At 76.6% G+C, this 26,414-nt stretch carries 8 protein-coding genes; 5 read left to right on the top strand and 3 right to left on the bottom strand.

Annotated features, from left to right (window positions below):
• The first annotated feature begins 38 nt into the window (after positions 1–38).
• A complete protein-coding gene (locus AC5Y47_RS11220) occupies positions 39–1,049 on the top strand; it encodes a MaoC family dehydratase (RefSeq protein WP_499944041.1) in 1,011 nt (336 codons plus the stop codon).
• A 61-nt stretch (positions 1,050–1,110) separates the two neighbouring features.
• Here the strand turns inward: AC5Y47_RS11220 and AC5Y47_RS11215 are convergent, their stop codons facing one another.
• Both AC5Y47_RS11215 and AC5Y47_RS11210 read right to left on the bottom strand, forming a co-directional pair.
• Positions 1,111–17,538, bottom strand: coding sequence for a PE family protein (locus AC5Y47_RS11215; RefSeq protein WP_499944040.1), 16,428 nt, complete (start codon positions 17,536–17,538; stop codon positions 1,111–1,113).
• Between the two features lie 264 nt (positions 17,539–17,802).
• Positions 17,803–20,553, bottom strand: a complete 2,751-nt coding sequence (locus tag AC5Y47_RS11210) for a PE family protein (protein WP_499944039.1) — start codon at positions 20,551–20,553, stop codon at positions 17,803–17,805.
• A gap of 246 nt (positions 20,554–20,799) precedes the next feature.
• Here AC5Y47_RS11210 and AC5Y47_RS11205 point away from each other — a divergent pair, with 246 nt between their 5' ends.
• Entirely contained in the window at positions 20,800–21,939 is a 1,140-nt protein-coding gene (locus AC5Y47_RS11205) for a CoA transferase (RefSeq protein ID WP_499944038.1), read from the top strand.
• A 7-nt stretch (positions 21,940–21,946) separates the two neighbouring features.
• Positions 21,947–23,248 carry an amidohydrolase family protein gene (locus tag AC5Y47_RS11200; protein WP_499944037.1) on the top strand — a complete coding sequence of 434 codons (1,302 nt, stop codon included), beginning with the start codon at positions 21,947–21,949 and terminating at the stop codon, positions 23,246–23,248.
• Here the strand turns inward: AC5Y47_RS11200 and AC5Y47_RS11195 are convergent.
• Entirely contained in the window at positions 23,233–24,147 is a 915-nt protein-coding gene (locus AC5Y47_RS11195; protein WP_499944036.1) for an alpha/beta hydrolase, read from the bottom strand. The two genes, AC5Y47_RS11200 and AC5Y47_RS11195, sit on opposite strands and share 16 nt — an antisense overlap.
• Before the next feature lie 210 nt (positions 24,148–24,357).
• Here AC5Y47_RS11195 and AC5Y47_RS11190 point away from each other — a divergent pair, with 210 nt between their 5' ends.
• Together AC5Y47_RS11190 and AC5Y47_RS11185 are read left to right on the top strand one after the other, a co-directional pair.
• Positions 24,358–25,002, top strand: a complete 645-nt coding sequence (locus AC5Y47_RS11190) for a class I SAM-dependent methyltransferase (protein ID WP_499944035.1) — start codon at positions 24,358–24,360, stop codon at positions 25,000–25,002.
• Positions 25,003–25,198: 196 nt separating this feature from the next.
• Positions 25,199–26,398 (top strand): alpha/beta hydrolase fold domain-containing protein, encoded by a 1,200-nt coding sequence (locus AC5Y47_RS11185; protein ID WP_499944034.1) that lies wholly within the window; start codon positions 25,199–25,201, stop codon positions 26,396–26,398.
• Positions 26,399–26,414 lie beyond the last annotated feature (16 nt).

Here is a 26,414-nt window from a genome sequence, read left to right as displayed (position 1 = left end):
TGCACATTCGGTTTCCCAGCCTGCCAGCATGGGGCGTTGTGACTTACGGGTATGCGGGCATCCGGGCGGGCGGAGCCTACTTCGACGACCTCTCGGTGGGCCAGGTGTTCGACTGGGCGCCTTCGGTGACGCTGACGGCCGGGCTGGCGGGCGCCCATCAGGCGATCGTGGGGGACCGGCTGCGGCTCTCGCTGGACAGCTCGCTGTGCACTGCGGTGACCGGCGCACCGGCCGCACTGGCGCACCCCGGTCTGGTGTGCAACGTGGCGATCGGCCAGTCGACGCTGGCGACCCAGCGCGTCAAAGCCAACCTGTTCTACCGCGGGCTGACGTTCCACCGTTTCCCGGTGATCGGCGACACCATCTACACCCGCACCGAGGTGGTGGGGTTGCGCGCCAACGCCGCCAAGCCCGGCCGGGCCCCCACCGGTCTGGCGGCGCTGCGGATGACCACCATCGACCAGGCCGACCAGTTGGTTCTGGACTTCTACCGCTGCGCGATGCTGCCGGCCGGCCCGGACTGGCAGGGCACCGACCGGGCCGACGACCTGTCTGCCATCGGCGCCGACGCGGTGCTTCCGGTGGCCGCGCCCACCGAGGATTGGGACGGCGAGGCCTTCCGGCAGCGCGTACCGGGACCGCATTTCGACCCCGCGCTGGCGGGTGCGGTACTGCACAGCACCGCCGACGTGGTGACAAGCGCGCCCGAGTTGGCCCGCCTGACGCTCAATATTGCTGCGGTACACCACGATTCGCGGGTCGCCGGGCAGCGGCTGGTCTACGGCGGGCACACCATCTCGTTGGCGTTCGCGCAGGCCAACCGGTTGCTGCCGAACCTGGCGACGGTGCTGGGCTGGGAGTCCTGTGACCACACCGGGCCGGTGCGGGAGGGGGACACGCTCTACAGCGAGCTGCACGTCGAATCCGCCGAGCCGGGGCCCAATGGCGGCGTGCTGGGGTTGCGGTCGCTGGTCTACGCCGTCGCCGGCTCGGGGGAGCAGCCGGACCGGCAGGTACTGGATTGGCGTTGGCGCGCACTGCAGTTCTGACTGGATAGCAGGCCGACCGCCAAGCCACGCTGCTGGACCCGGCGGTCGGCCTGCTCGTCTATCAGGTGCCGGCCTTGCCCGCGGTGCCGTTGCCGCCCTTGCCTCCCGCGACGCCGGCGATCCCGGTGCCCGTCGCGGCGCCACCGGTCCCGCCGTTGCCGCCGGTGCCGGCGGCGCCGCCATTGCCGACGCTGCCTTTAGCGCCCGCGGTGCCGCCCGACCCGCCGCTACCGGCGTTGCCGCCGTCGCCGCCGCTGCCGCCGTTGGGGCCCGTGCCGCCGTTGCCGCCGTTGCCGTTGACGCCGCCACCGCTGCCGCCCGCGCCGCCGGTGCCGACCGCGCTGCCGCCCGCACCACCGGTGCCGCCGTTGCCGCCCTTACCGCCGGTGCCGCCCGCCCCGGCGCTGCCGCCGGTTCCGCCTGCTGCGCCGGCGCCGCCCTTGCCACCGGTGCCGCCGTCGCCGCCCTTACCGCCGTCGGGGACGGCGGCGGTTCCCTGCGCACCGGCCCCGCCGGCACCCGGCGTGCCGCCGCCACCGCCGCTGCCGCCGTTGCCGCCCAGACCGCCCGCGCCGGTGGTCCCGCCGCCGGCGCCGCCGGTGCCCGCGGCGCCACCGGCACCGCCGATCCCGCCGTCGCCACCCTTGCCGCCGGCACCGGCGTTGACGTTGATGTCACCGGTCGCCCCGGCGCCGCCCGCCCCGGCCTTGCCGCCGGTGCCGCCGTTACCGCCCTTGCCACCTGCGCCGTCGGTGCCCGCGGTGCCCAGGGTGACCGATCCGGCCTTGCCGCCTGCGCCGCCGTTGCCCCCGGCGCCGCCGCTGGCGCCGTTGCCGCCGTTGGTGCCGGCGCCGTTGTTCACGCCCACCGTGCCGGTGGTGCCGTTGACACCGGCGCCACCGGTGCCGCCGTTGGCGCCGTTTCCGCCGGTACCGCCATTGCCGGCGTTGCCGGAGATCGAACCGCCGTTGCCGCCGTCACCGCCGATGCCGCCCGACCCGCCGTTGCCGCCGACAAGGCCCGTCCCGCCGGTCGCGCCGACGAAGCCGTTGCCGCCGGCACCGCCGTGACCGCCGTTGCCGTAGGTGCCGCCGTTACCGCCGTTACCGCCGTTGCCGCCACTGGCCCCCGCCGTGCTGGTCTGGGTGAATCCGGCGCCACCAGCGCCGCCGTTGCCGACCGCGCCGACCGGCGCCGTGCCGTTGGCGCCGTTGCTGCCGGTGCTGCCGGTGCCACCGCTGTTGGTGCCGCCGGTGCCGCCCTTGCCCACGATGGCGTTGCCGCCGTCGCCGCCCTTGCCGCCGTGCGGGTTGGTGGCCGTGCCGGCCGCACCCGCGCCGCCGTCACCCGGGGTGCCGGCCTTGCCGCCGTTGCCCGCGTTGCCGCCGTTGCCGTCGGCCCCGGCGATCCCGCCCGGCGCACTGCCGCCGAGACCGGCGTTGCCGCCGTTGCCGCCGTTGCCGCCGGTGCCGCCGTTGCCGCCGTTCTGTCCGGCCCCGTTGTTGGTTCCGGCCACTCCGGCCGCACCGTTCACGCCGGCCCCGCCGTCGCCGCCGGTGGCGCCGGTGCCGCCGTTGCCGCCCTTGCCGCCGTTGCCGGAGACCGAGCCGCCGGCGCCGCCCTTGCCGCCGTGACCGCCGGCGCCGCCTTGCATGCCGTCGGTGCCGCTGGCGCCGGCCCCGGATCCGGCGTTGCCCGCCGTGCCGGCCGAACCGTTGCCGCCGTTGCCGCCGGCCCCGCCGTTGCCGTGGCTGCCGGCGTTGCCGCCGGCTCCGCCGTTGCCGCCCGCGGTGCCCGGGTTGGCGGCGGTCTGGCTGTAGCCGTTGCCGCCGCTGCCGCCGTTGCCGACCGCACCGCCGGCGATGGCGCCATTGGTGCCCGGCGTGCCCGGTTGGGTGCCGGAGGTGCCTGCGGTGCCGCCCTTGCCTGCGGTCTCATTGCCACCGTTGCCGCCGACGCCGCCGTCGGGGTTGGTCACGGTGCCGTTCGCGCCGTTGCCGCCGTCGCCCGGGGTGCCGGCCTTGCCGCCGTTGCCGCCGTTGCCGCCGATTCCGTCGATGCCGTCCAGACCCTTACCGGGGGTGGCCTTGCCGCCGACGCCGCCGTTGCCGCCGTTGCCGCCGTTGCCGCCGGCGCCGCCGTTGCCGCCGTTCTCGCCGCCGCCGACGCCGGTGCCGTACTGGTCGACGTCCGCGACCCCGTTCAGCCCGGACTTGCCGTTGCCGCCGGCGCTGCCGTTGGCGCCGTTACCGCCGGCACCGCCCTTGCCGCCGTCACCGGAGATCGAGCCGCCCTGGCCGCCTGCGCCGCCGTTACCGCCGTTGCCGCCGGCGCGGCCGTCGACACCGGAGTCGCCGGGGCTGGTGGCGTTGGCGCCGGCGATGTTGTCGACGCCGTTGCCGCCGGCGCCGCCGTTGCCGCCGTTGCCGATGGTGCCGGCGTTGCCGCCGTTGCCGCCGTTGCCGCCGCTGGAGCCCTTGGTCAGCGGGTTGTAGCCCGCCCCGCCCTGGCCGCCGTTGCCGGCCGGGCCGACCACCGACGCGCCGTCGGTGCCGGCGGTGCCGCTGGTCAGGCCGACGCCCGCGGCGCCGCCCTTGCCCGCGATGCCGGCGTCGCCACCGTCGCCACCGTTGCCGCCGTTGGGGTTGGTGACGGTGCCGTTGGCGCCGGCGCCCCCGTTGCCCGGGGTACCGGCCTTGCCGCCGTTGGCGCCGTTGCCGCCGTTGCCGTCGGTGCCCTTGGTGCCGGTGCCGAGCAGGTTGCCGGCCTTGCCGCCGTTGCCGCCGGCACCACCGTCGCCGCCGTTGCCGCCGTCGCCACCGCCGCCGCCGGCGCCGTTGTTGACTCCCTGCAGACCGGCCTTGCCCTGCACGCCGTTGCCGCCCTTGCCGCCGGTCGCGCCGTTGCCGCCGTTGCCGCCGTTGCCGGAGTTGCCGGAGATCGAGCCGCTGTCGCCGCCGTTGCCGCCCAGGCCGCCGGAGCCGCCGGTCTGGCCGCTGGTGCCGCTCTGGCCGAGCGCCGTGCCGTTCACGCCCGCGGTGCCCGCGGTCCCGTTGCCGCCGTTGCCGCCGTTGCCGCCATTGCCGATCTGGCCCGCGGCGCCGCCGTTACCGCCGTTGCCGCCGCTGGTTCCCGGCGTGGTCGGGTTGAAGCCGTTGCCGCCGTTGCCGCCGTTGCCGCCGGTCCCGACGGGCACGCCGCCGGCCTTGCCGTCGGCGCCGGTAGTGGACCCGGCGCCGCCGGCGCCGAGACCACCCGCGGCACCGAGCACGCCGCCGTCACCGCCGTGGCCGCCGTTGGGGTTGCCGGCCGTGCCGTCGGCGCCGTTGCCGCCGTTGCCGCCGATGCCCTGGTTGCCGCCGTTGCCGCCGACGCCACCGGCACCCTGGCTGTAACCGGGGGCGCTGGGCGCTCCGCCGGTGCCACCCTTGCCGCCTCTGGCGCCGTTGCCGCCGGTACCGCCGTCGCCGCCGTCGCCGCCGTTGATGCCGCCGGCGCCGTTGCCGCCGGTACCGCCGTCGCCGCCGTAGCCACCGGCGCCACCGACGCCGCCGTCACCGGCGATCGTGCCGCCCTTGCCGCCGGTACCGCCGTCGCCGCCGGCGCTGGCGTTGCCGCCGCTGCTGCCGTTGGCGCCGGGCGCGGCACCGTTTGCGCCGGTCGAACCCTTGGCCCCGTTGCCGCCCTTGCCGCCGGCGCCGCCCTCGCCGTACTGCCCGGCGTTGCCGCCGACCCCGCCGTTGCCGCCGGCCTTGGTCGGGTCGTCGGAGTTCCAGCCGGCACCGCCGACGCCGCCGTCGCCGGCCAGGTCGGTCGGGATGCTGCCGCTGCTGCCGTTGGCGCCCGGCGTCGAACCGGTGCCGCCGGTGCCGCCGCTGCCGCCCGCCCCGGGGTTGGCGCCGTTGCCGCCGGCCCCACCGTTCGGGTTGGCCTTGGTGCCGGCCGCGCCGGTGCCGCCGACGCCGCTCACCCCGCCGTTGCCGCCGTCGCCGGCGTTGCCACCGGTGCCGACGGTGCCGTTGGTGACCAAGCCGGCGGCGCCGCCGTTGGCGCCCTTGCCGCCGGTGCCGCCGTTGCCGGCGTTGCCACCCTTGCCGCCGTTGACGCTGAAGTCGCCGGTGCCGCCCTTGCCGCCGACGCCGCCGGCTCCGCCGTCACCGCCGTTGCCGCCGTTGCCGCTGTTGCCCTGGATCGTGCCGCCGTTGCCGCCCTTGCCCGCGGCGCCACCGGTGCCGCCGGTGCCGCCGACGCCGCCGTCCTGGCCCGGGCCGCCGGTGCTGCCGGTCACGCCGGTGCCGCCGGTGTAACCGTCGCCGCCGTTACCGCCGTTGCCGTACGCGCCGGCGTTGCCGCCGTTGCCGCCGGCGTAGCCGGTCTGGCCGGCGCCGGGGACGCCGAACGCGTCGCCGCCGTCACCGCCGTGACCGGTCGCCGTGGTGGGCGTGGTGCCGGGAGTCCCGTTGGTGCCCGACCCGCCCGGCCCGTTCCCGGCGGTGCCGTTGGTGCCACCGGCACCGGGGTTGCTGCCCTGGCCGCCGTCGCCGCCGCCGAGGAAGCCGTCGCCACCCTTGCCGCCGGCCGCTCCCAGACCGCCGTTGCCGCCGTTGCCGCCGTTGCCGCCGAGGCCCGCGGCGGTGTTCGCGCCGTTGCCGCCGGTGCCGCCGGCCGCGCCGTTGCCGGCGTTGCCACCCGCGCCGCCGTGGCCGTTGAGGGCACCGCTCTTGCCGCCGTCACCGCCGGCCCCGCCATTGCCACCGGCTTTGCCGTCGGTGCCGTTCGGGTCGGTACTGGTGCCGTTGGTGCCGTTCTGCCCGGTCGCGCCTTGGCCGCCGTTACCGCCGGCGCCGCCGTCGCCGTACAGGCCACCGTCACCGCCGGCGCCACCCTTGCCGCCGTTGGCACCCGGGACGGTGGCGTTGTAGCCGTCACCGCCCTGGCCGCCATTACCGCCGACGTTGACCGGGGTGGAGCCGTTGGCACCGTTGTTGCCCTTGGACCCGGTGCCGGTGCCGCTGCCGTTGGCGCCGCCGCTGCCGCCGGCGCCGCCGGCCGACCCGCTGCCCGGGTCGCCGCCCTTGCCGCCCTTGCCGCCGTCGGGGTTGGCAGCGGTGCCGGCGGCGCCGTCGCCACCGTTGCCCTGGGTTCCGCCGTTACCGCCGTTACCGGCGTTGCCACCGGCCGCACCGGCGCCCGCGACGCCCTTGGTCGCCGTGCCACCCGCGCCGCCGGCGCCGCCTGCGCCGCCGGTACCGCCGGTGCCGCCGTCGCCGCCGTTCTGTCCGCCGCCGATGCCGGTGCCGTAGTAGTCCTTGTTCGGGACGCCGTCGTCGCCGTTGGTGCCGTTACCGCCGTTGCCGCCGCTGCCGGCGTTGCCGCCCTTGCCGCCGGCGCCGCCGTCACCGATGGTCGTGCCGCCAGCGCCGCCGGCTCCACCCTGGCCGCCCGCGCCGCCGTTGCCGCCGTTGCTGCCGTCGGAGCCGGTGTTGCCGTTGTTGACGCCGTTGGCTCCGTTGGAGCCGGCACCGCCGGCGCCGCCGTTGCCGCCGTTGCCGTTGGTGCCGCCGCTGCCGCCCTTACCGCCGGCACCGCCGGCCAGGCCGTTGCCGTTGGCGTCGGTGGCGTTGGGCGCCCAGCTGTGGCCGACGCCGCCGTTGCCGCCGTTGCCGGACGGGCCGGTGAAGCTGGCGCCGGCCTTGCCGTTCAGGCCGCTCGCGTCGCCGGCACCGTCCACGCCGCCGATGCCCCCGGCGCCCGCCTTGCCGACATTGCCCGCGTTGCCGCCGTCGCCGCCGGCGGTGGCGCCGGAGATGCCGGCCGCGCCGTTCCCGCCGCTGCCCGAACCACCCGCGGCACCGCCGTTACCCGCATTGCCGCCGTCACCGATGACGCCCTTGACACCGAACGGACCAGCGTTTCCGCCCGCGCCGCCGGCACCGCCGCCGCCGCCGACACCACCGTCGCCGCCGTCGCCACCGTGCTGGCCGGCGCCGACGCCGTTGCCGTACTCGTCGACGCCGGACACGCCGTCGCCGCCGTCGTGGCCCAGACCGCCCTTGCCGCCGTCGGCCCCGGCGCCGCCCTTGCCGCCGGACCCGCCGTCGCCCAGCTGGCTGCCGGCGTCACCACCGGCGCCGCCCTTGCCGCCGGTACCACCGGCCTGGCCGGTGCCGCCGTTGTCGCCGTCGCTGACGCCGTTCTGGCCGACCGCGCCCGCCACACCGTTGCCGCCGGCGCCGCCGTTGCCGCCGCTGCCGTAGTTGCCGCCCTTGCCACCGGCGCCGCCGTCACCACCGTTGGCGCCGGCAGCGGTCGAGGTGAACCCGGCTCCGCCGTCGCCGCCGTTGCCGACCGGGGTGGTGGGCAGGGCGCCGTCGACGCCGTACTTGCCGAAGCCGACGCCGTTGCCGTTGCTGCCGCCCTCGCCGCCGGCGCCCACGCCACCGGCGTTACCGCCGTTACCGCCGGCCCCACCGGTGGGGTTGGTGGAGGTGCCGGCCGCGCCCGCGCCGCCGTCACCCGGAGTGCCCGAGTCGCCACCGTTACCGGCGTTGCCGCCGGCACCGGAGGTACCCGCGATGCCCTTGGTCGAGTTGCCGCCGAGGCCGCCGTTGCCGCCGCTGCCACCCTTGGCGCCGCTGCCGGCGTTCCCACCGTTCTGACCGGCGCCGATGCCGTTGCCGTACTTGTCCTGCCCGGCCACACCGGCGTTGCCGTTCTGGCCGTCGCCACCATCGCCGCCGTCGGCGCCGTGACCGCCGGCACCGCCGGCGCCACCGTTGCCGGCGTTCACACCGGCCTTGCCGCCGCGGCCGCCGTCACCGCCGGACCCGCCTACCTGCGCGTTGCCGCCGTCGCCGCCGGCTTTGCTCGCGTCGACGCCGTCGTTGCCGGCCACGCCGTTGCCGCCCTTACCGCCGGCGCCGCCGTTGCCGTAGTTGCCGCCGTCGCCGCCGGCGCCACCGTCGCCGCCGCTGGCGCCCGCAGCCTGCGGGCTGAACCCGCTACCGCCGCTACCGCCGTTGCCGACGATGCCGGTGATCCCCGCACCGTTGGCGCCACTTGCCGCCGTGCCGCCGCCGCCGTTGGTGCCGCCGGCGCCGCCCTTGCCGATGGCGCCGGCGTTGCCGCCGTTGCCGCCGTTGCCGCCGTTGACGTTGGTGCTCGTGCCTGCCGCGCCGTTGCCGCCGTTGCCGGGTGTGCCGGCGTTGCCGCCCTTGCCGCCGATGCCGCCGGTGCCGTTGGTGCCCGCGCTGGCGCCGGAGCCGCCGGCCGCGCCGCCCGTGCCGCCCGCGCCACCGGCGCCGCCGGTGCCGCCGTTGCCGCCGTCGCCGCCGGCCTGGCCGCCACCGATGCCGTTGTTGTAGTTGTTCGCGTCGCTGACGCCGTTGGCGCCGGTGAAGCCGGTACCACCGTTGCCTGCCGCGCCACCGGTGCCACCATTGCTGGCGTTGCCGCCGCCGGCGTTGGTGCCGGCGGTGCCGCCGGTGCCGGAACCGGCCGCGCCGCCGGTGCCGCCCTTGCCGCCGTTGCCGCCCTTGCCGCCGGCACCACCTTCGCCGCCGGCGTAACCGGCGCCGTTGTTGGTGTTCGAGGTGCCGTTGGCGCCGGCCGCGCCGCTGCCGCCATTGCCGGCGGTGCCGGCGTTGCCACCCTTGCCGGCGTTGCCGCCGCTGCCCGCGGTGCCCGCGGCAGCGCCTCCGTTGGCCACTCCCGCGGCGCCGCCGGCGCCGCCGCTGCCGCCGGCGCCGCCGCTGCCCGCGTTACCACCGGCGGTTCCGGCGCCGCCGACCCCGGCGGTGGCGACTCCGTTGCTGCCGTCTATGCCGCTACCGCCGTTGCCGCCGGTGCCACCCGTACCGCCTGCGCCGCCGTTGCCGCCTTTGAAGCCTGCGCCGAAGCCTTTGCCGCCAGCACCGCCGGCGCCACCCGTTCCGCCGGCCGTGCCATCGGCACCGTGCGGGTTGAGGGCGTTGGTCCCGTTGCTGCCGGTCGTGCCGGCCAGGCCGGCGCCGCCGCTGCCGCCGTTGCCGCCGCTGGCACCGGTACCGGTTGCACCCGTGCCACCGGCGGTGCCGCCGGTACCGCCGGTACCTGCGCTGCCCCCGGTGCCGCCCGAGCCGGCCGCGCCGGCGTTGCCGCCGGCGCCACCCGCACCGCCGTCCGGGTTGCCCAGGGTGCCGGCCACGCCGTTGCCGCCGTTGCCGGCCGCACCGGAGTTACCGCCCTTGCCGCCGGCGCCGCCGTTGCCGTTGGCCCCTGCGGTGCCGCCGGTGCCGCCGGTGCCCGCGGCACCACCGTTGCCACCGGTTCCGCCGGCGCCGCCCTTGCCGCCTGCGCCGCCGTCGCCGCCTGCGGTGCCCGCGCCCGCGTTGACTCCGGTCTGCCCGGCAGCACCGCTGACGCCGTTGCCGCCGGAACCGGCCAACCCGCCGGTGCCGCCGCTGGTGGCCGCCCCGCCGTTGCCGTTGGTTCCGGCGGTCGCTCCGGCGCCGCCGGCCGCGCCGCCGTTGCCGCCCTTGCCGCCGTTGCCGCCGGTACCGCCGGCGCCGCCGCCACCGCCGGTGTATCCAGCGCCGTTGTTGATCCCCGCGGTGCCGTTGGCGCCGCTGGCGCCGACCCCGCCGGCCCCGGCGTTGCCCGCCGCGCCGCCGTTGCCGGCCGCGCCGCCATTGCCCGCGGCGCCCTTGGTGATGCCGGCGGTGGCTGCGCCCGCGGCGCCGCCGTTGCCGCCCGCGCCGCCGTTGCCGCCGTGGCCGGCGTTGCCGCCGGCGCCGCCCGCGTTGCCCGCACCCGCGGTCATCGTTCCGGTCGCGCCGTTGAGTCCCGAGCCGCCCTTGCCGCCGACGCCGCCCCGACCGCCGGCGCCGCCGGCGCCCGTGGTCGTACCGGTGCCGCTGGCGGTGCCGCCCTCGCCGCCGTTGCCGCCCTTGCCGCCGGCGGTTCCGTTGGTGCCGCTGTCACCGGGGTTGATTCCGTTGTCGCCGTTGGTGCCTGCTGCGCCGTTGCCGCCGGCGCCGCCATCGCCGCCGTTGGCGCCCAGACCGTTGAGTCCGCCCATGCCGGTGCCGGCGGGTCCGGTGCCCGCGGTGCCGCCGACCCCGACCGCGCCGGCGTTGCCGCCCTTGCCGCCCGCGCCGCCGTCGATGAACGTGCTGGTGCCCTCGGCGCCGCGGCCGCCGTCACCGGCGGTGCCGGCGTTACCGCCCTGGCCGCCGTCGCCGCCGACACCGCTCAGACCCTTGCTGGCCCCGGCGCCCCCGGCGTTACCGCCGGTGCCGCCGGTGCCACCGGCGCCGCCCTTACCGCCGGCGCCGCCGCTACCACCGATGCCACCGGCCCCGGCGTTGGTGCCGGCCTGACCGATCGCGCCGTCGATTCCGGCCCCACCGGAACCGGCCGCACCACCGGCACCACCGCTGCTGGCATTGCCGCCGTTGCCGTTGGCGCCGGCCACTCCGCCGGCACCGGCACCGGCCAGGCCGGCGACCCCACCGGCACCGCCGTTGGCGCCCTGACCGCCGGCGCCGCCGTCACCACCGGCAAACCCGGAGTCGCCGCTGTTGATGCCGTGGTTGCCGGCCGCACCGATACCGCCTTTGCCGGCCGCGCCGGCGTGACCACCGGCCCCGGCGTCCCCGCCGGACCCGGCCTTGGCCGCCGCGCCGCCGACCCCGCTGGTCCCGGCGTCACCGCCCTTACCGCCGGCCCCGCCTTCACCGCCGGCCCCGGCGTTGCCGCCGGCCTGCCCGGATTGTCCGTCTCCTGCGGTCGCCACGCCGTTGGCGCCGTCGCGGCCGCTGCCGCCGGCACCACCGACACCGCCCTTACCGCCGGCCCCGCCGTCACCACCGACGGTGCCCGTCCCGCTGGCCGAACCACCAGCACCACCAGCGCCACCGGCCCCGCCCTTGGCTCCGGCCGTGCCATGCTCGCCGGAGTTCAGACCATCCTTGCCCGCCGCGCCGGCCGCACCATGACCACCGGCACCGCCATCACCACCATCAGCACCAACACCCGCGACACCGCCCGCGCCGGATCCTCCCGGACCGCTGCCGGCCTTGCCGCCGGCCCCGACGGCACCGGCGTCGCCGCCCTTACCGCCCGCGCCGCCATCGACGTAAGTACTGGTGCCCTCGGCGCCACGGCCGCCGTCGCCGGCGGCACCGGCGTTACCGCCCTTGCCGCCGTTGCCGCCCTGACCGTTCGTGCCGGCGCTCGCGCCCGGGCCCCCGGCTTGCCCGCCGGTGCCGCCGGCGCCGCCGTCGCCGCCCTTACCGCCGGCCCCGCCGTTGCCACCGGCGGTGCCCGCGCCCGCATTCACCCCGGCCTGACCGACGGCGCCGTCGACCCCGGCGCCGCCCGAGCCTGCCCGACCGCCGGCGCCACCATTGCTCGCGTTGCCACCGGTGCCGTTGGCACCGTTGCCACTGCCGATTCCGGCACCGGCCAGTCCGCCGACACCGCCCTTGCCGCCGTCGGCGCCGGCTCCACCTTTGCCGCCGTTGCCGCCGGCGTAGCCCGAATCACCGGCGTTCACGCCGCTGCGGCCGTCTGCTCCGGCTCCACCGGCCCCGGCGGTGCCCGCCGCGCCGCCGTTGCCCGCCGCGCCACCACTGCCGGAGTTGCCGGCCACCGCACCGCCGGTGCCGCCACCGGCGTCACCGCCGGTCCCGCCGTTTCCGCCGGCGCCACCGGCTCCGGCGTTACCGCCCGCCTGCCCGGCCTCGCCGGCGCCCAGCGTCGCCTTTCCATCAGCGCCGGCGATGCCGGAGCCGCCCTTGCCGCCGACGCCGCCCTGTCCACCAGCGCCGCCGTTACCGCCCTTGGCGCCCACGCCGTTGCCCGTGCCACCGGCACCGCCGGAGCCACCGTTGCCGCCTCTGGTGCCGGCAGTGCCGTCGGCGCCCGCACCAATTCCGTTGTCGCCGTTGGTGCCTGCTGCGCCGTTGCCGCCGGCGCCGCCATCGCCGCCGTTGGCGCCCAGACCGTTGAGTCCGCCCATGCCGGTGCCGGCGGGTCCGGTGCCCGCGGTGCCGCCGACCCCGACCGCGCCGGCGTTGCCGCCCTTGCCGCCCGCGCCGCCGTCGATGAACGTGCTGGTGCCCTCGGCGCCGCGGCCGCCGTCACCGGCGGTGCCGGCGTTACCGCCCTGGCCGCCGTCGCCGCCGACACCGCTCAGACCCTTGCTGGCCCCGGCGCCCCCGGCGTTACCGCCGGTGCCGCCGGTGCCACCGGCGCCGCCCTTACCGCCGGCGCCGCCGCTACCACCGATGCCACCGGCCCCGGCGTTGGTGCCGGCCTGACCGATCGCGCCGTCGATTCCGGCCCCACCGGAACCGGCCGCACCACCGGCACCACCGCTGCTGGCATTGCCGCCGTTGCCGTTGGCGCCGGCCACTCCGCCGGCACCGGCACCGGCCAGGCCGGCGACCCCACCGGCACCGCCGTTGGCGCCCTGACCGCCGGCGCCGCCGTCACCACCGGCAAACCCGGAGTCGCCGCTGTTGATGCCGTGGTTGCCGGCCGCACCGATACCGCCTTTGCCGGCCGCGCCGGCGTGACCACCGGCCCCGGCGTCCCCGCCGGACCCGGCCTTGGCCGCCGCGCCGCCGACCCCGCTGGTCCCGGCGTCACCGCCCTTACCGCCGGCCCCGCCTTCACCGCCGGCCCCGGCGTTGCCGCCGGCCTGCCCGGATTGACCGTCTCCTGCGGTCGCTACGCCGTTGGCGCCGTCGCGGCCACTGCCGCCGGCACCACCGACACCGCCCTTACCGCCGGCCCCGCCGTCACCACCGACGGTGCCCGTCCCGCTGGCCGACCCACCAGCACCACCAGCGCCACCGGCCCCGCCCTTGGCTCCGGCCGTGCCATGCTCCCCGGAGTTCAGACCATCCTTGCCCGCCGCACCGGCCGCACCATGACCACCGGCACCACCATCACCACCATCAGCACCAACACCCGCGACACCGTCGCCGCCCTTGGTGCCGGTGGCGCCCCCACCGGCACCGCCGCTGCCGCCGGCGCCCACCGCACCGGCGTCGCCGCCCTTGCCGCCCGCGCCGCCGTCGAGCACACCGGAAGTCGCGCCGTCCGCGCCGCGACCACCGTCGCCGGCGGTCCCGGCGTCGCCGCCGGCGCCACCGGTGCCGCCGTTGCCATCGGCACCCTTGCTGCCGGTAGCGCCACCGGCCTTGCCGCCGGTCCCGCCGGCGCCGCCGTCGCCGCCCTTGCCACCGGCCCCGCCATTGCCGCCGGAGTTGCCGGCCGCACCGGCAGCCACCGCGTCGGCACCGGTCAGGCCGGCCCCGCCGGAGCCTGCCGCGCCGCCGGCGCCACCGGAGCTCGCCGCCCCGCCGTTGCCGTCCTTGCCCGCACTGGCGCCGGTACCGGCACCGGCCTGGCCGCCGGCCCCGCCGTCGCCGCCGCTGCCGCCCTTGCCGCCGGCGCCACCATTGCCACCGGCGAACCCGTGGCCCGCGCTGGCCGCGGTTCCGTCATGACCCTGGCCGCCGGCGCCGCCCGCGCCCGCGGTGCCGGCCGCGCCACCGTTGCCGGCCGCGCCACCACTGCCGGCGTTACCGTCCTTGCCGCCACCGGTTCCGCCGCTGCCGGCGTCACCGCCCTTACCGCCGGCCCCACCGTTGCCGCCGTTACCGGCGTTGCCACCGGCCTGCCCCGCCGTACCGGCCCCACTGGTGGTCTTGCCGTCGACACCGCCGACACCGGAACCGCCGGCACCGCCTGCGCCGCCCTGACCACCGGCACCGCCGTTACCGCCCACGGTGCCCGCACCGCTGGCGGTACCACCGGCGCCACCTTCGCCACCACGACCGCCGGCAGCACCGTCTTTACCGCTGGCACCCGCACCCACGCCGTTGTCGCCGTTGTCGCCGGCCGCGCCGTCGCCGCCGGCGCCGCCGTGCCCACCGTTGGCGCCGTTGCCGTCCACACCGGTCGCGCCCTTGCCGGCGGGTCCGGCTCCGCCCGCGCCGCCCTGGCCGACCGCGCCAGCGTCGCCGCCCTTACCACCCGCGCCGCCGTCGAGGACTCCGTTGGCGACCCCGTCGGCGCCCCGACCACCGTCACCGGCGGTGCCCGCATTGCCGCCGGCGCCACCGGCTCCGCCGCTGCCGTCCTTGCCGGCGTTGGTGCCGGTTCCGCCGCTGCCGCCCTTACCGCCGGCGCCACCGGTACCGCCGGCACCGCCGTCACCACCGTCGGTTCCGGCCGCACCCGCGGCCGCCGCGTCGGCGCCTTCGAGGCCGGCGCCGCCCGCACCGGCCGCGCCGCCGGCGCCACCGCTGCTGGCGTTGCCGCCGTCGCCCGTCTTGCCGGCAACACCGCCGGTGCCGGCGCCTGCTTGCCCACCGGTACCGCCGTTACCGCCGTTGCCGCCGTTACCTCCAGCACCGCCGTGGCCGCCGGCGTAGCCGTCGCCGCTGTTGCCCACCGTGCCCACCGCACCGGCCGCGCCGATACCGCCCTTGCCGGCGGTGCCGGCGTCGCCACCGTTGCCACCGGCGCCGCCGGATCCCGAGTTGCCCGCGTTGCCGCCCTGGCCGGTGCCGCCGGCCGCGCCGCCTTTACCACCGGCGCCACCCTCGCCGCCACTGCCCGCGTTGCCGCCGGCCGTGCCGGAACCGCCCGCACCGGCGGTCGCGGCACCGTTCTCGCCGTCGAGGCCGTTGCCGCCTTTACCGCCGGCGCCGCCTTTACCACCGGCGCCGCCGTCACCGCCGACGGTGCCTTTGCCGCCGGCCGCGCCGCCTGCGCCGCCCTCGCCGCCCTTGCCGCCGGCCAGGCCGTCGCCGCCGTGACCCCCCGCGCCGGCCCCGTCAGCGCCGGTTGCGCCTGTCGCGCCGTCACCGCCGGCCCCGCCGGTACCGCCGTTACCGATGTTGCCGCCGGCACCACCGGCCCCGCCGTCACCGCCGTCGGCGCCGGGAGTCGTCGCGGTGAAGCCCGCACCACCGTTGCCGCCGTTACCGGCCGGCCCGACCACCGAAGCACCGTTCTTCCCGTCGGCCCCGGTGCCGACGGTGCTGCCGTTCAGGCCGCCCTTGCCGCCGCCGCCCGCGGTTCCGGCGTCACCGCCGGCGCCACCGGCACCGCCGTCGATATGCGCGGCGTTGCCGTCGGCGCCCGTGCCACCTTCGCCGGGCCGCCCGGCCGCACCGCCGTCACCGCCGGTGCCTCCCGCGCCGTCGCCGGCCGCGGCGCCTTTGCCCAGCACCTGTCCGGCCTTGCCTCCGGCGCCACCGTTGCCGCCGGATCCGCCGTCACCGCCGTTGCCGCCCGCCAGACCTGCCTGCCCGGCGGCGGTGCCGTCCTTGCCGTCGATGCCGAGCCCGCCGGTGCCGCCCTTACCGCCCGCGCCACCGGCGCCACCGGCGCCGGCGTTACCGCTGATCGAACCGCCATTTCCGCCGACACCGCCGGAGCCACCGCGACCGCCGTCGGTACCGTTGCCGCCGCTGTCACCCGGGTTGGCGCCCGCGGTGCCGTCCGCGCCGGCCGCACCGTTGCCGCCGGCCCCGGCGGCGCCACCGTTGCCGTAGTTGCCGCCGTTACCGCCGTTACCGCCGTTGCCGCCGCTGGCGCCGGCCACGTTGCCGGTCGAGGCGTCATAACCCGCCCCGCCGTGGCCGCCGTTACCGCCGGCGAGGAGGGTCCCGCTGCCGGACTTGCCGTGCGCGCCGATGACCGAGCCGTAGCCGCCGGTGCCGCCGGCCCCGCCCGCGCCCTGGCTGTTGCCGCCGTTTCCGCCGTTGCCGCCGTGCGGATTGGCCGCGTTGCCGGCCGCGCCGTTGCCGCCGTTGCCCGCGCCGCCGCCGGTGCCGCCGTCACCGCCGGCGCCACCGCGCCCGAGAATGCCCGACTCACCGAAGAGCAGACCCCCGCGGCCACCGGCGCCACCATTGCCGCCGTTACCGCCGGTCGCACCGGCCCCGCCGTCACCGCCGTCACCGCCGTCGCCGCCGGGGAAGGTCCCGTCCGCTCCGTTGGCGCCCTGGATCCCGGTGCCGCCCCTACCGCCGATGCCGCCATTGCCGCCGTTACCGCCGTCGCTGAACAGCAGGCCGCCTCGACCGCCGGTGCCGCCGTCGCCGCCGTGCCCGCCGTTCACACCGAGGGCGCCGATGCCGCCGTTTCCGCCGTTGCCGCCGACCCCGCCCTGGCCGTACAGCCAGCCGGCGCTGCCGCCCGCGCCACCGGTGGCGCCGTTGTGGCCGCCGCCACTGGTGCCGCCGGTTCCGCCGGAGCCACCGGTGCCCAGCAACCAGCCGGCATTGCCGCCGCGACCGCCGACACCGCCGATCGCGGCACCGGTCCCACCGGTGCCGCCGGCCCCGCCGGGTCCGTACAGGCCGCCCGAGCCGCCGGCCCCGCCGAGGCCGCCGTTGTCGACGTTGCCGATGCCGCCGACACCCCCGGCGCCACCCGAAGCGCCGGAAAGCCATCCCGCGTCGCCACCGGCGCCGCCGCTACCGCCGATGCCCGCGGTGCCGCCCGCACCGCCGGCACCGCCCGCACCCGCGAACAGACCGCCGTGACCGCCGGCACCACCAAAGCCGGCTTGACCACCGCCGGACGGACCGGTGCCACCGGCACCACCGGTGCCGCCCGCGCTGATCAGCCAGGCGTCGCCACCGCGTCCGCCGGTACCGCCGTAGCCGGTGGGACTCGTGTTGCCGCCGCCGGCCCCGCCGGCGCCACCGTCGCCGTAGAGCCAACCGCCGGCGCCGCCGGCCGCGCCTGTCCCGCCGTTGGCCCCGATGCCGCCGGCTCCGCCGATCCCGCCGGCGCCGAGTAGCCAGGCACGGCCACCGGCACCGCCGATGCCGCCGGTGCCCAAACCGTTGAGGTTGGCGCCGCCGATGCCGCCGGCGCCGCCGCTGCCGTACAGCCATCCGCCGTTGCCGCCGGCCCCGCCGGCTCCGCCGTTGGCGGTCGTCGAGGCCCCGCCGGCCCCGCCGACACCGCCGTGTCCGATCAACCCGGCGTTACCGCCGCGCCCGCCGGCCTGTCCGGCCGCGCCGCCGGCGCCCGCACCGCCGTTGCCCCACAGCAGACCGCCTTCCCCGCCGGCCTGGCCGGGCAGGGTTCCGTTGGCGCCGTCACCGATCAGCGGACGACCGAGCAGGACCTGAGTGGGGGTGTTGATGACTCCGAGCACCGCCTCGCCCAGTCCGGCCAGCGGCGCCGCGTTGGCGGCCTCGGCCAGGGCGTAGGAGCCCGCGCCGGCCGACAAGTTCTGCATGAATTCGCTGTGGAAGGCCGCGGCCTGGGCGCTGATGGTCTGGTAGGCCTGCCCGTGGGTGCCGAACAGCGCCGCGATCGCGGTGGACACCTCGTCCTGCGCCGCGGCGAGCAGGTTGGTGGTCGAGGCTGCCGCAGATGCGTTGGCCGCTTCCAGAACGGCGCCGATACCGGCCAGGTCCGAAGCCGCGGCATTCAGGACGCTCGGCGCTGCGATGAAGTACGACATGGGAAACCGCCATTTGCTAGGTCGCGGCCTGTTAAGGCCGACGTTCGCATGTCCCCCAGTCATGCTGATCATCAAAGCCGATACGAACGATAACTCGACTTGTGTCTAATCAAACTACGTTTCCGTCAAATTCGCCAAAACTCATACAAAAAGTCTCCGAAAGAGCCAGTTGAAGCACTTCGAGAGCGACAATCGGCGGCTCGCAGTGGCCTGCGTCACGCTTCTGCCGGACGGATGATGACCGTCGGTTGTGAACTTGGCGAGTTATCCGGATAGGCCGGCGGTCCCGGGCTGGCCGAAGAACCCGCCGCGGCCGCCGCCGCCACCCGTACCGTCGGCGCCGTCGGGGTTGCCTTTGCCACCGGCTCCGCCGACACCGCCGTTGCCGCCGTTGCCGATGAAGGTGGCGTTGCCGCCGTTGCCGCCGCCCCCGCCCGGTCCACCGGCCGCGCCACTCGGGTTCTCGCCGCCGGCACCTCCGGCGCCGCCGACTCCACCGTTGCCGTAGATGAACCCGCTGTTCCCGGCCGCTCCGCCGTGGCCGCCAGCCGCACCGACTCCGGCGACGCCGCCGCCACCGGCTCCGCCGGCCCCACCGGCACCACCGTGGCCGAGCAGCAGGGTCGATGCGCCGTTACCGCCGGCCCCACCGGCCCCGCCGGCCGACAATGGCCCGCCGACCCCGCCGTAGCCGCCGGCCCCGCCGGCCGCACCGTTGCCGTAGAGGAACCCGCTGCCCCCGGCGTGACCGCCCTGACCACCGGTTCCGCCCGAGGTTCCGGCCCCGGCCAGGCCTCCGGTCCCGCCGCTGCCGCCGGCGCCGCCGCTGCCGAGCAGTACCGCCGTGCCACCGTTGCCGCCGGTACCGCCGGCGCCGCCGGTCGCACCGGCGATCCCGACACCGCCGGAGCCGCCGTGCCCTCCGGCACCGCCGCGGCCCCAGATCCACCCGGCGTCACCGCCGGCGCCGCCACCACCGCCGTTGCCGTAACCAGCCGCCGCGACCAACCCGCCGCCTCCGGCGCCGCCGTCGCCACCGAACCCGAACAGGATCCCGGCGTCGCCGCCGTTGCCGCCGTACCAGCCGTTCCCGTCGGCGATGGCGGCGATTCCACCGCTACCGGCACCACCGTGACCGCCGCTGCCGAGCAGCCAGGACCGGCCGCCGTTACCGCCGTGGGACGGGAGCTCGAAGCCGCCGTCGCCGCCGTTGCCGCCGTCGCCGAACAGCAGGCCACCGTTGGCGCCCGGACGCCCGGTGCCGCCGTCGCCTCCGTGGCCGATCAGGAACCCGGCCCGGCCGGCGGTCCCACCGATCACGCCGGTGCCGCCGTCGCCGCCACTGCCGAACAACCAGGCGTTGCCGCCGCCGCCGCCGATCCCGTCGCCGATACCGGCCACCCCGGTGCCGCCGTTGCCGCCGTCGCCGCCGCAGCCGAACAGGAATCCGCCGGTGCCGCCGTTGGCGCCGTTGGCGGCCAGCCCGCCGCCGGGGGCGCTACCGCCGCTGCCGCCGTGGCCGCCGTGGCCGAGCAGCCAGGCGCTGCCGGCGGTGCCGCCGCTGCCCGCGGCACCGGTGGCGAAGGCGGTCGAGCCGCCGGCGCCGCCGGACCCGCCGGAGCCGATCAACACCCCGCCGTTGGCTGCGGTACCACCGGCGCCGCCGTCGCCGCCGACGCTGGATCCCCCGGCTCCGCCGCTGCCGCCGTTGCCCAGCAGCCAGGCGTTGCCGCCGGTGCCGCCGGCCCCGCCGTTTCCGCTGCCGCCCAGGCTGTGGCCGCCGGCCCCGCCTGCTCCGCCGCTGCCGATCAGCAGTCCGCCGGTGGCTCCGGCGCCGCCCGCCCCGCCGTACCCGATCGAGCTGGTGCCGCCCGCGCCGCCGCTACCACCCGGACCCAGCAACCAGGCCGCGCCGCCGGCGCCGCCGGCTCCGGCGTCGGCACCCAGGCTGTTGCCGCCGTTGCCGCCGTTGCCGCCGTGACCGGCCAGCCAGGCGTTGCCGCCGACTCCCGCGGCGCCGCCGGCGCCGGTACCGGTGGCGTTACCGCCGTTGCCGCCGGCCCCGCCGTGGCCCAGGAACAGCGAATTGCCGCCGTCACCGCCCGCGCCGGCAGCGCCCAGACCTGCGGAGTCTCCGCCATTCCCGCCGAAGCCGCCGGGGCCCAGCAGCCATGCATTGCCGCCGTGGCCGCCGGCGCCACCGGTCCCGCTGCCGCTGGCGTTGCCGCCGTTGCCGCCGTGACCGGCGTGGCCCCACAGCAGACCGGAGCCGCCGCCGTCCCCGCCGGCCGCACCGGCGCCGCTGGCGCTGGACCCGCCGGCACCGCCGAACCCACCACTGCCGATCAGGCGTGCGCTGCCACCGAGACCGCCCAGGCCACCCGCTCCCAGGCCGCCGGAGTTGGCGCCACCGGTCCCGCCCGCGCCGCCGTTGCCCCACAGCCAGCCACCGTTGCCGCCGGCGCCGCCGAACCCGCCGGTGCCGGTCGGCGAAGCCCCGCCCGCACCGCCCGCGCCACCGTTGCCGATCAACCCGGCCGACCCGCCGGCCCCGCCGGCCTGACCGGCCGCACCGGAACCGCCGCGGCCGCCGTTGCCGTACAGATACCCGCCAGGCCGGCCGGCGGCCCCGGTTCCGTCCAGGCCGTCGGCGCCGTCGCCGATGATCGGACGTCCGAACAAAGTCTCGGTGGGCCAGTTGATCAGGTCGATCAAGGGCTGCAGCGGACCGGCGGCGGCCGTCTCGGCCAGCGCATACGAGTTCGCGCCGGCCGCCAGCGCCCGCAGGAACTGGGCCTGGAAGGCCTCCGCCTGTGCGCTGATGCTCTGGTAGGCCTGCCCGTGGGTGGCGAACAGCGACGCGATGGCGGTGGAGACCTCGTCCTGCGCCGCGGCGAGCACGTTGGTGGTCGAGGCTGCCGCTGCGGCATTGACCGTTTCCAGCGTGGCGCCCAGACCGGCCAAGTCGGAAGCCGCGGCACTCAGCACGTCCGGCGCTGCAAGAAGATACGACATCGGGGAACCATCCACTAGCTGGGTCACGAACCTGTTCAGGCCGCGTTTACATGTCCCCCGGTCAATGCTGGTCGGCAAAGCCGATACGAACGATAACTTGATTTCCGTCAAAACAAACTGCATTCCCGTCAAAAACTTAGAAATCATCCGGATAGTCTCTGCATACTGGCGCTTCTTGTACCCCAGTCGGTCGCGCAGGACCGGCCCCGCGCCCACCTCCAGCGGAATGCGCGCAACCATGGTGTGGTGAGTGTCCAATGGGCCGGCAGCGGGCTGGCCTGCCTGACCGGTCCGGCCGACGGGCCACCCGACTTCTCCCGGGCGGCCGTGTTGGACCGCGCCAGCCAGATCGCCCCCGACGCGACCACGTTGCTGACCGGGCGGGCCGCACTGCTGGGTCTGACCCGCGCCGGTCGGGTGTCGGCCGGCGGTGCCACCCGGCTGCTCGCGGCCCGCGACGGTTGGTGCGCGCTCACCCTGTCGCGTCCCGACGACGTCGCCGCCGTTCCCGCGCTGCTGTGCGTCGACGCGCCGCCCGACGATCCGTGGCCGCCACTGGGCCGCTGGGTCGAGGCGCGGCCGGCGAGCGAGATCCTCGAGCGCGCCGAACTTCTCGACCTTCCCGCCGCCGCACTGGGCGAGGCCGCCGCCGCGCCGCCGGTGGTGCGCCGCATCGCACCGCGGGTGTCGGCGCGCTCGCCCGCCGGACTGTTGGTCGCCGATCTGACCTCGATGTGGGCCGGCCCGCTGTGCGGTCGGCTGCTGGCCCGGGCGGGGGCCACCGTGATCAAGGTGGAAAGCCCCGCCCGCCCGGACGGGACCCGGGCCGGCAACCGGGTCTTCTTCGACTGGATCAACGGCGCCAAGCTGTCCTACTGCCTGGATTTCGACCGCCACAGCGTCGAGCTGCGCGAGTTGCTGACGGGCGCCGACGTCGTCCTGGAGGGATCCCGGCCCGACGGACTGGCGCGGCGCGGACTCGGACCCGACGACCTGGCCCCGCGGGCCGGACGGATCTGGCTGCGGATCTCCGGGCACGGCGCAGGGTCCCGGCGTCCGGCGTTCGGCGACGACGCCGCGGTGGCCGGCGGGCTGGTGGGTCGCGGGCCGGTGTTCTGCGGCGACGCGATCGCCGATCCGCTGGCCGGGTTGGAGGCGGCGCGCGCGGTGACCGATTCGCTGCAGCGTGGCGGCGGGGAGTTCATCGAGGTCGCGATGGCCGCCGTCGCCGCGACCTACGCGGCACTCCCGGCCAGCGCGTCGGAGTCGGACCTGCCCGCCGCACCGCCGCGGCCACCGGTGGTGACGACGGCGGCCGTCGACCTCGGCGCCGACAACGACGCCGTCCGCCGTCTGGTCGCCGAAAGGCTCCGCGTGCCATGTTGACGTCGCCATGTTGATCAAGAGGGCGACCCTGTTGAACGGCAACAGCGTCGACATCCGGGTGAGCGCGCGCATCGAAGAGGTCGGCACGGCGCTGCGGCCCCGACCGGGGGAGGGGGTGCTCGACGCCGGCGGCGGGACGGTACTGCCCGGACTGCACGACCATCACGTCCATCTGCGTTCGGCGGCCTCGGCGCTGGACTCGCTGTCCGTCGGTCCGCCCACGGTGCACACCAAAGAGCAACTGGCGCAGGCATTGTCGACGGCCGTGCCGGGACCCGACGGCTGGATTCGCGCCGTCGGCTACCACGAATCGGTTGCCGGCGAACTCACCCGCGCCACGCTGGACGCCGTGCTGGCGCACGTGCCGCTGCGTGTCCAGCACCGCAGCGGCGCCCTGTGGGTGCTCAACTCGGCGGCGTTGGGGCGCGTCGGGCTGGCCGCGCATCCCGACGGCCGGCTGCGCAGCGCCGACCCGTGGACGCAGGCGCTGGCGCGGCGCGAGACCGATCTGGCCGAACTGAGCCGCCGGATATCCGCGCGGGGCGTCACCGGAGTCACCGACGCCACCCCGGACATCGACGCCGGCGACTTGATCTCGCTGATGATGGCGCATCGCAACGGCGAGTTCCGGCCGGGCGTGCGGCTGCTGTCACCGGGCAAGAGGATCCTGCACGACGACCGACTGGACCTCGACGCCCTGACCGGGTGGATCGCCGAGCGGCACGGGCTGGGTCAACCGGTCGCCGTGCACTGTGTGACGGCGGCCCAACTGGTGGTGACCATCGCCGCGTTGCGGGCGGCCGGCAGTCATCCGTTCGACCGGATCGAACATGCCGCCGTGGTGCCCGACGACAACCTCGCCGACCTGGCCGAGCTGGGCGTCACGGTGGTGACGCAGCCCAACTTCGTCGCCGAGCGCGGCGATCAGTATCTGTCCGACGTCCCGGTCCACGAACACGACCAGCTCTGGCGGGTCGCCTCGTTGCTGCAGGCCGGCGTCCCGGTGGCACTCTCCACCGACATGCCGTTCGGCGGCGGCGACCCGTGGGCGGCGATGCGGGCCGCGGTATCGCGCACCACGCCCAGCGGCGCGGTGCTGAATGCGGCCGAATCCGTTTCGGCGCGAACCGCTTTGACGATGTTCCTGGGTTGGCCCGATCGTCCCGACCGGCCGCGGACCGTCGAGATCGGGGAGCCGGGAGACCTGTGCGTGCTCTCCGAGCCGCCCGAGGTGGTGCTGGCCGAGTTGGATGCCGCGTTGGTGGCGGCCACCCTGATCAAAGGCGAACTCGTCTACTTCGCGACGTGACCGGCCAGCGCAGGTCGCAGCGCGTCGCACTGCATGGTGAAAAACTGTTGTGACACTCCAACTTTCGGCGCCACCAAGTCGAATCCGTGGAACGCGCCCGGAATGGTTTCCAGCCGGCACGGCACCCCGGCCTCGGTGAGCCGGCGCGCATATTCGACGTCCTCGTCGTGGAACAGGTCGTGGGTGCCGACCCCGATCCATGCCGGCGGCAGCCCGCTCAGGTCGGCGCGCCGTGCCGGGACGGCGATCTGCGGGTCCGCGGTGCCCAGATAGGAGTCCCAGCCGAACCTGTTGGCCGCCGGGTCCCACAACCGGAAGTTCGGGCTGGCCGGCGACGATGCGCTGCGATCGTCCAGCATCGGGTAGACCAGCAGCTGGAACACCGGCGTGATCTCGCCGCGGTCGTGGGCGAGCAACGCCAACGCCGCCGCCAGACCCCCGCCGGCGCTGGCGCCCCCGATCGCCACCCGGTCGGGATCCACCGCGGGCAGCCCGGCCAGCCAGGTCAGCGCCGCATAGCAGTCTTCCAGCGGCGCCGGGTAGGGATGTTCGGGCGCCAGCCGGTATTCCACCGAGGCGACGGTAATGCCCAGGGCACTGCTGAACCCCAGGCAGATCCGGTCGTCCTGCTGCGCCGAACCGAACAGATACCCGCCGCCGTGAATCCACAACAGGGCCGGCGCGGGCCCGGTGACCCCGACCGGCCGGTACAGCCGGACGCCCACCCCGGAGGGCAGCGTGAGCACCTCGATGTCGCGGGGCGCGCGGCTCAGCCGGGTGCGCAGCCCGATCAGGCCGCGCATCACCCGCAACGTCCGGGGACTGACCATTCGCGACGGCGCCAGGCGGGCGATCCGGCGCAGGTCGGGGTGGACGGCAACGTCTGGGGCATCGGCCATCGGTCCAGTATCCAGTTTCGCCCAACCTCGCGGGCCGGGGTACCGAATCACTTCGGTGAGCCTTTTACCGACGGTGAGCGAAACCGTTGACAGCGGGCGGTGTAGAGCGCTCGGGATCGGGGTACCGGGTGGGTGCTGGGAGCGGCGGATGTTGCCGGCGAGCGGCGCGTCTTCGCGCGACGTGGTCGAGCGAGTGCGAGGAGCGTGACGATGCTGGGGCAACTGTACGACCGTGCGCTCGGTGGTGAGCGATGTTGGATCCGCCACGACGACGACGACGGCGAGGTGTGTCAGCTGCCGGCCCAGCGTTGGCTCAGCGACCGGGTTCCCGACGCTTGTGACGACGCGTTCGACGACGCGGTCGCCCGGATGTGTGACGGCCCGACCATCGAATTGGGTTGCGGCCCGGCACGATTGGTGGCGCGGCTGGTTCAGCTCGGTATCCCCGCGCTGGGTATCGACCGGTCGGCGACGGCGATCCGGCTGGCCGCTTGCGGCGGTGCCCCGGCCATTCTGGGCGACGTGTTCGATCCACTGCCCGGCGTCGGGCGCTGGCAGACGGTGCTGTTGGTGGACGGCAACGTCGGCCTGGGCGGGGATCCGCGCCGCATTCTGGGCCGGGCCGCGCAGTTGTTGCGCCGCGGTGGCCGCTGCGTCGCCGAGTTCGACGTCCGCGCCATCGGCGTCCAGGGCCGCCGGGTCCGACTGGAGTCGGGTCGCGAGGTCGGGCCGTGGTTCCGCTGGGCATCGGTCGGGGTGGACAGCGCCGCAGCGCTGGCCGCGCAGGTCGGTTTCAGCCTGACCGGGGTCTCGGTGATCGGCGGGCGAGCGGTCGCGACGTTGACGCTGAGATGACCCGGATCCGTTGCCGCACAATCTCGCCGCGCTCTGTCGCGCCGAGATTTGCAGGTCGGTAGGTTTTCAGTCGAACTTCGGCTGCAGAGATTCGATGTGGCTCAGAAAAGATAGGGATTCGATGTTTTCCGCTGCCCGACCGCGACCCCCCGAGAATGCTGGGTTATTACCCGGCGGTAGGGGTACGCTCCCCTCCATGACGGCGACTGGACAGTCCAAATCCTGCGTCAAGCGGTTCCTGCGCGCCAGTCCTGCGGACCGGCTGCTGGCATTGACCCGCGCAAGTGCATCGCTGCCGGTGATCGGCAAACGCCTCGAGCCGCTGGGCACCGTCGCGGCCATGAGCGTGTGGGGCATGCGGATCGCGCCGGAACTCGTGTCGGAATCGGCCAAGAGCTGGTTTTCCTCCGGCGGTGGTGAGGTGCGCCGACAGGACCGGGAAAGCACCCACGAGGTGTCCATCGCGGCCCTGCGCGGCACGGTGTCGGCGGCCGAACTGGACCTGGAGTGGCCCGTCGCGGACCGCACGCCGCCGGTCTGGGCGGCGCTGCGCGGCAGCCGGTTCCTGCACCGCCGTGGTGTGCACTACGGCGACAATCCCGCGCAGAAGCTCGACGTGTGGCGCCGTGCGGATCTGCCTGTCTCGCCCGCCCCGGTGTTGATCTTCGTTCCCGGCGGCGCCTGGGTGCACGGCAGCACCACGATGCAGGGCACCGCCCTGTTGTCCCGGCTGGCCGAGCAGGGCTGGGTCTGCCTGGCCATCAACTACCGGGTCTCGCCGCACAACCGCTGGCCCAAGCACATCACCGACGTCAAGACCGCGATCGCCTGGGCACGTGCCAACGTCGACAAGTTCGGCGGCGACCGCAATTTTATTGCCGTCGCAGGTTGTTCGGCGGGTGGGCATCTGGCCGCGCTGGCCGGTCTGACCGCCAACGACCCGAACTTCCAGGCCCCGCTGCCCGAAGGTGCCGACAGCTCGGTGGACGCCGTGGTGGGGATCTACGGGCGTTACTGCTGGGAGGATCGTTCCACTCCTGAGCGGGAGCGGTTCGTCCAGTTCCTGGAGCGCGTGGTGGTGCAGCGCTCGATCGACCGTCGCCCCGAGGTGTTCCGGGACGCCTCGCCGCTGGCGCGCGCGCACCGAAATGCGCCGCCGTTCTTGGTGATTCACGGCAGCAGGGACAGTGTGATCCCGGTGGCTCAGGCCCGCAGCTTCGTCGAGCGGCTGCGTTCGGTGTCGGCCTCGCTGGTCAGTTACGTGGAGTTGCCGGGGGCGGGCCACGGGTTCGACATGCTGGACGGCCACCGTGCCGGCGCGATGGCGCACGCCACGGCGTTGTTCCTGAACCAGGTGCACCGCACCCGCTCGCAGTTCGCCCAAGAGGTCATCTGACAGCGCTACGCTCACT

Source organism: Mycobacterium sp. NGS22 (assembly GCF_059813095.1).
Note: the sequence above shows the minus strand (reverse complement) of the source record. Positions and strands in the feature narration are given on the sequence as shown.

What these genes read in the sequence shown, in the direction of transcription:
- AC5Y47_RS11215 (WP_499944040.1), bottom strand. Translation starts at nt 17,538, where the DNA reads ATGTCGTACTTCATCGCAGCGCCGAGCGTCCTGAATGCCGCGGCTTCG.
- AC5Y47_RS11210 (WP_499944039.1), bottom strand. Translation starts at nt 20,553, where the DNA reads ATGTCGTATCTTCTTGCAGCGCCGGACGTGCTGAGTGCCGCGGCTTCC.
- AC5Y47_RS11200 (WP_499944037.1), top strand. Translation starts at nt 21,947, where the DNA reads ATGTTGATCAAGAGGGCGACCCTGTTGAACGGCAACAGCGTCGACATC.
- AC5Y47_RS11195 (WP_499944036.1), bottom strand. Translation starts at nt 24,147, where the DNA reads ATGGCCGATGCCCCAGACGTTGCCGTCCACCCCGACCTGCGCCGGATC.
- AC5Y47_RS11190 (WP_499944035.1), top strand. Translation starts at nt 24,358, where the DNA reads ATGCTGGGGCAACTGTACGACCGTGCGCTCGGTGGTGAGCGATGTTGG.
- AC5Y47_RS11185 (WP_499944034.1), top strand. Translation starts at nt 25,199, where the DNA reads ATGACGGCGACTGGACAGTCCAAATCCTGCGTCAAGCGGTTCCTGCGC.